The sequence below is a fragment of the Pseudokineococcus basanitobsidens genome (assembly GCF_037482545.1).
GTDB lineage: Bacteria > Actinomycetota > Actinomycetes > Actinomycetales > Quadrisphaeraceae > Pseudokineococcus > Pseudokineococcus basanitobsidens.
On the sequence record NZ_JBBIAA010000004.1, the window covers coordinates 49,515 to 60,631 of the forward strand.

At 78.1% G+C, this 11,117-nt stretch carries 7 protein-coding genes; 1 reads left to right on the forward strand and 6 read right to left on the reverse strand.

Going from position 1 to position 11,117, the window contains the following annotated elements:
• Positions 1-39 precede the first annotated feature (39 nt).
• From WDZ17_RS05865 to WDZ17_RS05885, 5 genes are all read right to left on the reverse strand, one after another.
• Positions 40-1,098 (reverse strand): hypothetical protein, encoded by a 1,059-nt coding sequence (locus WDZ17_RS05865; RefSeq protein ID WP_339574201.1) that lies wholly within the window; start codon positions 1,096-1,098, stop codon positions 40-42.
• A 302-nt stretch (positions 1,099-1,400) separates the two neighbouring features.
• Positions 1,401-2,483: a uroporphyrinogen decarboxylase/cobalamine-independent methonine synthase family protein gene (locus WDZ17_RS05870; RefSeq protein ID WP_339574202.1), complete on the reverse strand. Its 1,083-nt coding sequence runs from the start codon at positions 2,481-2,483 to the stop codon at positions 1,401-1,403.
• An 85-nt stretch (positions 2,484-2,568) separates the two neighbouring features.
• The gene (gene mnmA, locus WDZ17_RS05875; RefSeq protein ID WP_422631850.1) at positions 2,569-3,630 is read right to left on the reverse strand and encodes a tRNA 2-thiouridine(34) synthase MnmA; all 1,062 of its coding nucleotides are present in this window, start codon (positions 3,628-3,630) and stop codon (positions 2,569-2,571) included.
• A gap of 21 nt (positions 3,631-3,651) precedes the next feature.
• Positions 3,652-4,929, reverse strand: a complete 1,278-nt coding sequence (locus WDZ17_RS05880; RefSeq protein ID WP_339574204.1) for a cysteine desulfurase family protein — start codon at positions 4,927-4,929, stop codon at positions 3,652-3,654.
• Positions 4,930-4,961: 32 nt separating this feature from the next.
• Positions 4,962-5,756 (reverse strand): enoyl-CoA hydratase/isomerase family protein, encoded by a 795-nt coding sequence (locus WDZ17_RS05885; RefSeq protein ID WP_339574205.1) that lies wholly within the window; start codon positions 5,754-5,756, stop codon positions 4,962-4,964.
• 154 nt (positions 5,757-5,910) lie between these two features.
• On the opposite strand from WDZ17_RS05885, the gene glgX reads away from it, so the two are divergent.
• Positions 5,911-8,124 carry a glycogen debranching protein GlgX gene (gene glgX, locus WDZ17_RS05890; RefSeq protein WP_339574206.1) on the forward strand — a complete coding sequence of 738 codons (2,214 nt, stop codon included), beginning with the start codon at positions 5,911-5,913 and terminating at the stop codon, positions 8,122-8,124.
• Between the two features lie 270 nt (positions 8,125-8,394).
• Here glgX and glgP read toward each other — a convergent pair whose 3' ends face one another.
• On the reverse strand, positions 8,395-10,968 hold the full coding sequence (gene glgP, locus WDZ17_RS05895) for an alpha-glucan family phosphorylase (RefSeq protein ID WP_339574207.1): 2,574 nt from the start codon (positions 10,966-10,968) through the stop codon (positions 8,395-8,397).
• Between the last annotated feature and the right edge of the window lie 149 nt (positions 10,969-11,117).

Consider the following 11,117-nt stretch of genomic DNA (forward strand, 5'->3'; position numbering starts at 1 on the left):
GGGGGTGGTGCTGCGGCGCGTGCCCGCGCCGCGGAGGCGTCAGACGAGGTCGGCCGGCCCGGCGGCGACGGCCTTGGCCTCGGCCTTCGCCTGGCGCGCGTCGAGCTGCGCGACGGTGTCCGCCTGGCGCTCGGTCACCGTCTCGACCGTGGGCTCCTCGGCCACCTCGGCGGCCATGGGCGAGGCGGCCATGCGCGCCACCGACTTCTGCAGCTCCTGCGGGGCCACCTGGGCGTCGGCCTCGGCCGGGGCGGCGAACTGGCCGCCGAGACCGCCGCGGACGCGGTTGGAGTCGCCGACCGTCGGGGCCGGGTCGTTGCCCTCGCCCGAGAGCGTCCCGCGGACGATGTTCTGGTCGACGAGGATCTCGGCCATGTTGTCGGAGACGGTCACGTCCCCGCCCCAGACGCTCGCCATGTCGCAGACCTCGACCGGGCCGTCGGCGCCGAGCTGCAGCACCGACATGTTGCCGGTGTACATGGCGTCGCCGTAGACCTCGCTCTCGCAGAACACGCCGCCCTCGGCGTTGTCCATGACCGAGAGGCCGCCGTCGACGACGGAGTCGATGACGTCGGTGTAGACGGTGCCGTCGCCCGTGAGGCTGCCCCCGACGGAGGAGGAGCTGAGGAGCAGCTCGCCCGTGGTGGAGGAGACGTTCCCCGAGATCGCGCTGCCGTCCTCGAGGTAGACGACCGAGAGCACGTCGGAGCCGTCGACGGCGCGGTTGACGACCGACTCGGCCGTGCTGCCCTCGAGGGACACGCCGAAGCCCTGCCGCGACACGACCCGGCCGGCCGCCTCGGTGTCGACGAGGCCGACGAAGCCGTCCTCGGCGACCGTCACGCGGCCCTGGAAGGACGAGGTGGTGGCGACCAGGTCGGCGCCGGCGGCGACGCGCACGTCCCCGGTGACCGTCACGTCCGTCAGGTCGCACGCGGCGCCGCGCGGGACGACCAGCGTCCCGGGCACCGTCACGCCCGCGGCCGTGCCGTTGCAGCGGGTCGTCAGGCCGCTGGCGCTGAACGCCGTCGGGGCGACGGCCACGACACCGCCGGCGGCGATGAGGGTGCCGGCGGTGAGAGCGCTGATGAGCTTCATGGGGAGGGGACTCCTTCGTGGGCCTCGGGTCGAGGACGCAGGGTGCTCGGTCGTGCCGAGGAGACCGCCGAGAACGGACGACGGTGACCTTCCGGACGGGGCGTACGTTGGCAGAAGTGTTACGACGGGGCAATGACCTGGCCGGAAACTCCTGCCGAACGGCCCCCGTCCGTCGACGCGGAGCGACGCCCGCGGCCGTCCGGGACGCCGGAGGTCACCCGGTCGGGCGACGTCGGTCTCGGTGCGTGCCCGCCCGGGTGCGGGCGACGAGGCTCGTCGCGGCGGCGACGGCGGGGTCGCCGTCAGGCGTGGGCGTCGTCGGCGAGGACGTCGACCGCCTCGCGCAGCCGTCGCAGCACCGGGCGCGCCCGGCTCGGCGAGAGGCCGGAGAGGTCGCCGGCGGGTACCAGCACGACGTCGCCGAGCGCCCGCGCCGGCAGCCCGAGCCGCGCCCACGGGCGGCGCAGGTCGCCGGCGAGGTCGGCCGGGCGGCGCAGCGGGTCGGCGACGACGTCGACGCCGGCCCACAGCGTCCGCCCGTCCTCCACGGCGGCGGCCACGAGCTCCCAGGCCGGCTCGTCCAGGAGCGCCAGGTCGAGGGCGACGCCGTCGGCCCCCGAGCGTGCGAGCAGCTCGACAGGGGCACCGGCCGTCGCGCACCGGACGACGACGTGGTGCGCACCGGCGTCGCGCGCGGCGTCGACGACGACGCGCAGCCCGGTCTCGACCTCCTCGGCGGCCACCGGCTCGAGGCGGCCGAAGCCGCTGGCACGACGGAGCTCGCCGGCCAGCACGGCGGGCAGCGACGGCTCGTCGACCTGGAGGACGAGCTCGGCGCCCGGCACGGCGCGGCGCACCTCGGCGAGGTGGTCGCGCACCCCCTCGGCGAGCGAGGCGACGACGTCACGGCGGGCCCCCGGGTCGGTGCTCGAGCGCTCGCCGCGCCCCAGGCGCACCGAGGCGGCGAGCGTCCAGGGGCCGGCCAGCTGGACCTTGAGCTCCCCGGCGTAGCCGTCCGCGGCCTCGGCGAGCGCGTCGACGTCCCCGCGCCGCAGGCTGCGCGCCCGCTCGGCGTCCCGGCCGGGGTGGTCCACGAAGCGCCACCCCGACGGCTGCAGGTCCACGGGCAGCTCGACGAGCACGGACGCCGTCCGCCCGACGAGCTCGGCGCCGGGCCCCCGGCCGGGCTGCTCGACGAGGTGCGGCAGCCCGGGGGGCGCGCCGAGCTCCCCGAGCACCGTGCGCGCCGCCTCGAGGACGTCCTCCACCGGCCAGGCGCCCGTGCCGCTGAGCCGACCCCGCAGCGCGCGCCGGCCCTCCCCTTCTCCCCGGTCGCCGGCGGGGCCGTCCTCGGTCCGGAGCAGGTCGGGGTCCGCGGGGGTCACCCCGGCGACGGTAGCCGTGCCCGCCGCGGGCCGACGCCCGCCGCGTCCTGCGCGGGGGCGCCGGCCCGGGGGCGCCGGCGCGACCTCAGCGCGCGGCCTCGACGGTCGCGGACCCGACCACCCGGGTCCCGTCGTAGAGCGCGAGCGTCTGCCCGGGGGCGACCCCGCGCACCGGCGCGTCGAGGACCACCTCGAGGGGGTCGGCCGCCGTCACCGTGCACGCCGCCTCCGCCCCGTGCGCCCGCAGCTGGGCCCCGAGGCGGTCCCCGACCGCGGCGGGCGGCCCCGTCCACGTCGGGGGGCCACCCGTCACGACGGTGCGGTCCAGCCGCTCGGCGGGCCCCACGACGACGTCGCCGGTGACGACGGACAGCGACAGCACGTACCGCGGGCGCCCGTCCGCCGCCGGTCGCCCGACGCGCAGGCCCCGCCGCTGGCCGACGGTCAGACCCGTGACGCCGTCGTGCTCGCCGAGGACCGCGCCCTCCTCGTCGCGGACGAGGCCGGGGCGCGACGGCACGCGCTGCGCCAGCCACGCGCGCGCGTCGCCGTCGGGGACGAAGCAGATGTCGTGGCTGTCGGGCTTGTCGGCGACGGCGAGCCCGCGCCCGGCCGCCTCGGCGCGCACGTCCGCCTTGGCGGGGGCGTCCCCGAGGGGCAGCAGCGCCCGCGCCAGGCGGTGCGGGGGCACGACGGCGAGGACGTACGACTGGTCCTTCGCGGCGTCCCGCGCACGGTGCAGCGTCGGCGGCCCCCCGGCCGCGTCCGGCTCGAGCCGGGCGTAGTGCCCGGTGGCCAGCGCGTCGAAGCCGAGCGCGAGCGCGCGGTCGAGCAGGGCGGCGAACTTCACCCGCTCGTTGCACCGCACGCACGGGTTGGGCGTGCGACCCGCGGCGTACTCGGCGGTGAAGTCGTCGACGACGTCGGCGGCGAAGCGCTCGGAGAGGTCCCAGACGTAGAAGGGGATGCCGAGGACGTCCGCGGCGCGACGGGCGTCGCCGGCGTCCTCGACGGTGCAGCAGCCCCGGGCCCTGGCCCCACCGGCCGGGGTGGCGCCGCGGGACAGCGCCAGGTGGACGCCGACGACCTCGTGACCGGCGTCCACGGCGCGTGCCGCCGCGACGGCGGAGTCGACGCCGCCGCTCATGGCGGCCAGGACGCGCACGGCTCAGCCCGCCCCGACCGGCGACGGCACCGCGAGGGCCTGCGCGGGCGCCGACGCGGCACGGGCGCGACGCGCCGCCGCCACGACGCCGGGCAGGGCGTCCACCAGCGCGCCCACGTCGGCGCGAGAGCTGGTGCGACCCAGGCTGACCCGCATCGCACCACGCGCGTCGTCGGGGTCGGCGCCCATCGCGGCGAGGACGTGGCTGCCGGTGGTCGCGCCTGCGCTGCAGGCGCTCCCGGTCGAGATGGCGATGCCGCGGGCGTCCATGAGGTACAGCAGCGCGTCGCCGTCGCAGCCGGGCAGCAGGAGCATCGCCGTCCCGGGCAGCGAGGCCCCGGGACGGTCGTCCCCCGCCAGGACCGCGTCCGGGACCGCCTGCCGGACACCCCCGACCAGCTCGGCCCGCAGCGTGGAGAGCCGGGCGGCCTCCTCCTCGCGGGACGCGACGGAGGCCTCCAGCGCGACGGCGAGCCCCCGTGCGAGCGCCACGGCGGAGCTGCCGGGACGCAGCCCGCGCTCGTGCCCGCCGCCGGTCGCCAGCGCGCGCAGCCGTGTGCCCCGGCGCAGCAGCAGCGCCCCCGTGCCGACCGGCGCGCCGACCTTGTGGCCCGAGACCGACACGGCCGCGAGCCCCGACGACGCCAGGTCGACGGGCTGCGTCAGCGGCGCCTGCACGGCGTCGCTGTGCACGGGGACGCCGCGCGCCGAGCAGGCCGCCACGACGTCGTCGAGCGGCTGCAGCACGCCCGTCTCGTTGTTGGCCCACATGACGCTGACGAGGGCGACCTCGTCCCCGTGCACGTCGAGGGACGCCTCCACGGCCGCGACGTCGAGACGACCCCGGCGGTCCACGGGCAGCAGCTCGAGCTCCACCTCGCCCTCGGCGGCGAGCCGGCGGGCGGGCTCGAGGACCGCCGGGTGCTCGACGGCGCTGACGAGCAGGCGCCGCCGGCGGGGGTCCTCCTGCTGCCGGGCGCGCACGAGGCCGGCGACGGCGAGGTTGTCGGCCTCCGTCCCGCCGGAGGTCAGCACGACCTCGTCGGGGGCGGCGCCGAGGGCCGCGGCGACCTGCTCGCGGGACTCCTCGAGGACGCGACGCAGCGCGCGCCCCTCGGCGTGGGCCGAGGAGGCGTTGCCGGGCAGCAGCAGCGCCTCGGCCACGGCGGCCGCGGCGGCGGGCAGGACCGGCGTGCTCGCGGCGTGGTCGGCGTAGACCCGCCGGGTCGACGGGCCGGCGGCGTCGCGGGCGGCGAGGTGCCGCTCCCCCTGCTCGAGCACGCGTCGAGGGTAGGCGCCGGGCGACGCGGCCCTCAGCCCCCCGCCGGCCCCGCCGGCCCCGCCGGACGCCGGCGGGCGGCGAAGGCGCCCATCCGGCGCGCGCGCTCGGGGCCCGCGAAGAGCTCGGTGAACAGGCGCCGCTCGAGCGCCAGGCCGGCCGCCAGCGGCAGCGCGGCCCCCTCGTCGACGGCCCGCTTCGCGGCGCGCAGCACCTCGCGCGGACCCGCCTCCGCGTACCCGGCAGCGCGTCGGCGAGCCGCCGTCTCGCCCTCGCCCGCCTCCACCACCTCGTCGACGAGGCCGACCGCGAGGGCCTCGTCGGCGTCCAGGGAGCGACCGGACCACAGCAGGTCCTTGGCGAGCGAGGGGCCCACGAGCCTCGCCAGCCGCTGGGTGCCGCCGGCGCCGGGCAGGACGCCGAGGCCCACCTCGGGCAGGCCGAGCCGTGCCCCCCGGGCGCACACCCGGACGTCGCAGGCGAGGGCCAGCTCCAGGCCGCCGCCGAGCACGGGCCCCTCCAGCGCCGCGACGACGGGCACGCCGACGGCGGCGACGGCGTCCGTGAACGCCTGCAGCGACGGCGCCCGCAGGGCCATGTCGTCCCCCGTCATCGCCGCCATCTCGCGCACGTCGGCCCCGGCGCAGAACCGGTCCCCGCCGGTGACGACGAGCGCGCGGACGTCCTCGCGCCCGTCCGCCCGCCGGGCGAGCGCCGCCACGAGGTCCTGCGCCGCGGCGTCGAGCGCGTTGACCGGCGGGCGCTGCAGCCGCAGCTCGGCGACGCCGTCCTCCCCCGTGACGAGCACGGCGGCCGGGCTCTCGGTCACGGCTCCTCCGGGGCGGTGGTGGACGGGTCGGGGCGAGGGTAGGCGCCGTGCGCCCGGCCCCCGGTCGGTCGCACGGTCGGCCGCACGGTCGTCGCGTCGGGCGGCCGTCGTCCCGGTGGCACAGTGGACGCCCGTGCCTGCCGATGGACGTCCCGTGACCACCTCCGCGGCGAGCGGCGCCGGAAGCCGCCCGCACCCCCTCGGCGTGCACCTGCTGGCCGAGGGCGGGGCGTCCGCCGCCGTCTACGCGCCGCACGCCGAGCGCGTGCAGGTCGCCCTCCTCGCCGACGGCGACGGCGGGCTCGTCGAGGAGCGCGTCGACCTCGCCGGGCGCACGCACGGCGTCTGGCACGGGTCCCTGCCCGGCGTCGGCGCGGGGCAGCGGTACGGCCTGCGGGTGCACGGCCCCTGGGAGCCGGAGCGCGGGCACCGCTTCAACCCGGCCAAGCTGCTGCTCGACCCGTACGCCCGGGCCGTCCACGACGAGGTGCGCTGGGACGCCGCGCTCTTCGCCCACGAGGTGGACGACCAGTGGCGGCCGGTCGACGGACCCGCGCGCACCGGCGGCGCCCGCCGGCGCTCGTCCGGCGACTCCGCCCCGTGGGCCCCGCACGGCGTCGTCCTCCCGCCCCGCCGGGCCGAGGGCGCCGTGCGCCCGCGCACCCCGTGGCGGGACACCGTCGTCTACGAGGCCCACGTGCGCGGCCTCACCATGCGGCACCCGGACGTCCCGCCGGAGCTGCGGGGCACGTACGCCGCGCTCGGCCACCCGGCCGTCGTCGCGCACCTCGTCGAGCTCGGGGTCACGGCCCTGGAGCTGCTGCCCGTCCACGCGATCGCCGAGGAGCCGCACCTCGTGCGGCGGGGCCGCCGCAACGCCTGGGGCTACAGCACGCTGTCCTACTTCGCGCCGGCCCCGCGCTACGCCAGCGCGGCCGCCCGGGCCCTCGGTCCGGCCGCCGTCACCGCGGAGCTGGCCGGCGCGGTGGAGGCGCTGCACGCCGCGGGGCTCGAGGTGCTGCTCGACGTCGTCTACAACCACACGGCGGAGGGCGGTGTCGAGGGCCCGGCCCTGTCGTTCCGCGGGCTCGACGCCGAGGCCTACTACCGCCTCGACTCCGCGGGACTCGACGTCGACGTCACCGGCTGCGGCGGCACCCTGGACGCCTCCTCCGCGCGCGTCGTCGCCCTGGTCCTCGACTCGCTGCGCCACTGGGTCGACGCCTACGGCGTCGACGGCTTCCGCTTCGACCTGGCCCCGGCGCTCGCGCGCGGCCGCGACGCGGCCTTCGACCCCGAGCACCCGTTCCTCGTCGCCGCCCGGGCCGACCCGGTGCTGGCGGACGTGAAGCTCGTCGCCGAGCCGTGGGACGTCGGGCCCGGCGGCTGGCGGACGGGGCAGTTCCCCCCGCCCTTCGCCGAGTGGAACGACCGGTACCGGGACGACGTCCGCAGCTTCTGGCTCGCGGACGCCGCCCGGGCCCGGCGCGGTCAGCACCCGGGTGACGGGGTGCGGCACCTCGCGACCCGCCTGGCGGGCTCGGCCGACCTCTTCGCGCACGGCGCGAGCACCGACGCCTCCCGGCGGGGTCCGCTCGCGTCGGTCAACCTCCTCGCCGCGCACGACGGCTTCACCCTCGCCGACGCGTGCGCCCACGAGTCCAAGCACAACGAGGGCAACGGCGAGGAGAACCGGGACGGGCACGGCGACAACCGGTCCGACAACCACGGCGTCGAGGGACCGACCGACGACCCGCAGGTCCTCGCCGCCCGGCGCCGCTCGGTCCGCAACCTCCTGGGGACGCTGACGGTCTCCACGGGCGTCCCCATGCTGCTGGGCGGGGACGAGATGCTGCGCACGCAGCACGGCAACAACAACGCCTACGTCGTCGACGACGAGGCCGTCTGGCTCGACTGGCCCGCGCTGCGGCGCGGGGGTCCCGAGGCGGACCTGCTCGCGACGACGACGCGCCTGCTCGCCCTGCGCCGCGAGCACGCGGTGCTGCGCCAGGACACCTTCGCGAGCGGTCGTCCCGTGCACGACGACGGGACGGTCGACCTCGCGTGGTTCGGCCCCGACGGCCGCCCGATGAGCGAGGAGCGCTGGCACGAGGTCCAGCTGCGGACCCTGCAGATGGTCCACCACGGCGGTCCGACCGGTGGGCGCTCGCTGCTCGTGGTCCTGCACTCCGGAGCGGGCAGCACGCCCGTGCGGCTGCCGGCCGAGCCCTGGGCCCTCGGCTGGGACCTGCTGTGGGACAGCACCTGCGAGCGTCCCGAGGACGTCCCCCCGGCCGCGTGCGCCCCGGGCGAGGTGGTCGAGGTGGGGCCGACGTCGATGCGGGTCTACGCCGCGGACCGCCCGTAGGCGCACGGTGGTCGGCGAGACGGGGCCTGTCGCCGACCGGGGGCCTGTCGTCGTCCGGGGGCCCGGTCCCCGACGCAGGCCTCCGTCTCGACGCCCACCGCCCGGTCCCGGGGGGGGGGGGGGGGGGGGGGGGGGGGGGGGGGGGGGGGGGGGGGGGGGGGGGGGGGGGGGGGGGGGGGGGGGNCCCCGACGCAGGCCTCCGTCTCGACGCCCACCGCCCGGTCCCGGCCCCGCCGGAGGGCGGGGCCGGGCGCCGGTGACGACGAGGGGTCAGGCGTTGGCGACGAGCCCCAGCTCGGTCGGCGACGCCAGCAGCTCGTGCCGGGGCAGGACGCGCACCGTGTAGCCGACCGCGCCGGTGCGACGCAGCGGGATGTCGCCGGCGTAGGAGTGCCGGCCGTCCTCCAGCGCCTCGACGTGGGTCAGCGCGACGGTGCTCGTGCTCACCAGCTCGTCGGTCTGCGTGACCCGCCCGTGCACGACCTGGACGTCGACGTCCTCCGGCGAGAGGCCGCCGAGCGAGACCCAGGCCCGGACGGCGAGGACCTCGCCGAGCTGGGGGCTGTCCGAGAGGTCGACGGACTCGGCGTGGTCGACGCGGACGCCGCCCCAGCCGCCGCGGACCTCGTCGACCCACGCGGCGAGCCGACGGGCGCCGGCGTGCCCGGACGCGGCGACCGTGCGCCCGCTCGTGGCCGCCGGGACGTAGAGCCGCTCCACGTACTCGGCGACCATGCGCGTCGCGAGCACCTTGGGCCCCAGCGTCGACAGCGTGTGCTGGACCATCTCCAGCCAGCGCGCCGGGGTGCCGCCGGCACCGGAGGTGTCGTAGAAGCGGGGCGCGACCTGCGTCTCGACGAGGTCGTAGAGCGCGGCGGCCTCCAGGTCGTCCCGGCGGTCGGCGTCCTCGACGCCGTCCGCGGTCGGGATCGCCCAGCCGTTCTCGCCGTCGAACCACTCGTCCCACCAGCCGTCGAGGATGGAGAGGTTGAGCCCGCCGTTGAGCGCCGCCTTCATGCCCGACGTGCCGCAGGCCTCGAGCGGACGCAGCGGGTTGTTGAGCCAGACGTCGCAGCCCGGGTACAGCGTCTGGGCCATGCCGATGTCGTAGTTCGGCAGGAAGACGATGCGGTGGCGGACGGCCGGGTCGTCGGTGAAGCGGACGAGCTGCTGGATGAGGCGCTTGCCCGAGTCGTCGGCGGGGTGCGACTTGCCGGCGATGACGAGCTGCACCGGGTGCTCCGGGTGCAGCAGCAGCGCCCGCAGCCGCTCCGGGTCGCGCAGCATGAGCGTGAGCCGCTTGTACGTGGGGACGCGGCGGGCGAAGCCGACCGTCAGGACGTCCGGGTCGAGGACGTCGTCGACCCAGCCGAGCTCGGCGGCGGTCGCGCCCCGCTCCAGCCACGAGGCCCGCAGGCGCCGTCGGACGTCGGTCACGAGCGCCGAGCGCATCTGCCGGCGCGCGGACCACAGCTGCGCCGCGGGCACCTCGCCCGCGCGTGCCCACGCCCCCGGCTCCGTGGTGGGGCGGGCGCCGGTGGCCGCGTGGACGGCGTCGTCGAGGCGCCGGTCCACCCAGGTCGGGGCGTGCACGCCGTTGGTGACCGACGTGATGGGGACCTCGGGGGCGTCGAGGCCCGGCCAGAGGCCGTCGAACATCCCGCGGCTCACGCTGCCGTGCAGCTGCGAGACGCCGTTGGCCCGCTGCGCCAGCCGCAGGCCCATGACGGCCATGTTGAAGATGCCGGGCTGGCCGCCCGGGTAGTCCTCGGCGCCGAGCGCGACGAGCCGCTCGCCGTCCACGGCGGGCACGGCGCACGTCACGTACTCGCGGACCTGCGCCGCGTCGAAGCGGTCGATGCCGGCGGGTACGGGCGTGTGCGTGGTGAAGACCGTGGCGGCGCGGCCCGCCTGCAGCGCGGCCTCGAAGCCGAGCCCGGCCCCGAGGGCCTCGCCGATGCGCTCCACGCCGAGGAAGCCGGCGTGCCCCTCGTTGGTGTGGAACACCTCCGGCGCCGGGGCGCCGGACAGGCGCGACCACAGGCGCAGCGCCCGCACGCCGCCGATGCCGAGCAGCATCTCCTGCAGCAGGCGCTTCTCCCCGCCGCCGCCGTAGAGGCGGTCCGTCGTGGACCGGACGTCCGGGTCGTTCTCCTCGACGTCGGAGTCGAGCAGGAGCAGCGGCACGCGGCCGACGTCGGCCTTCCAGACGTGCGCGTGCAGCGTCCGGCCGCCGGGCAGCGCCAGGGCGACGCGGCACGGTGCCCCGTCCTCCTCCCGCAGCAGCGTGAGCGGCAGGTCGCCCGGGTCGAGCACCGGGTAGGTCTCGGTCTGCCAGCCGTCGCGGGACAGCGACTGCGTGAAGTACCCCTGGCCGTACAGGAGCCCCACGCCCGTGATCGGGACCCCGAGGTCGGAGGCGCTCTTCAGGTGGTCGCCCGCGAGGATGCCGAGCCCGCCCGAGTACTGGGGCAGCACCGTCGTCACGCCGAACTCGGGCGAGAAGTAGGCGACGGACGTCGGCCCGCCGCCCTCCCACGCGGTCGCCGCGCCCTGGTACCAGCGCGGCTGGGTGAGGTAGGCGTCGAGGTCGGCCTCGGCCGCGCGGACGCGCCGCACCAGCGCGTCGTCGGCCGCCAGCTCGGCGAGCCGGTCCGGCCCGAGCTCCGCGAGCAGGGCCACCGGGTCCTGGCGCACCGCGTCCCAGACCTGCGGGTCGAGGTCGCGGAACAGGTCCCGCGTGGGCGGGTGCCACGACCAGCGCAGGTTCAGGGACAGCCGCTCGAGCGCGGCGAGCGGCGCCGGCAGGGCGGTGCGGACGGTGAACCGTCGGATGGCTCTCACGGGCGGGGAGAGTAACGAGCGGGACGGGCCACCGGGCCCGTGTCCGAGGACCGGCTCCCCTGCGCGCCGGGGGACGGCCACCCGCCCGGGGGGGACGGTCCCGGCCCGCCGCCGCCGGGGGACCCGGGTGTCACCGGCCGCTCCTCTCG

Coding starts and splice junctions, on each gene's coding strand:
- WDZ17_RS05865 (WP_339574201.1), bottom strand. CDS start 1,098: ATGAAGCTCATCAGCGCTCTCACCGCCGGCACCCTCATCGCCGCCGGC.
- mnmA (WP_422631850.1), bottom strand. CDS start 3,630: ATGAGCGGCGGCGTCGACTCCGCCGTCGCGGCGGCACGCGCCGTGGAC.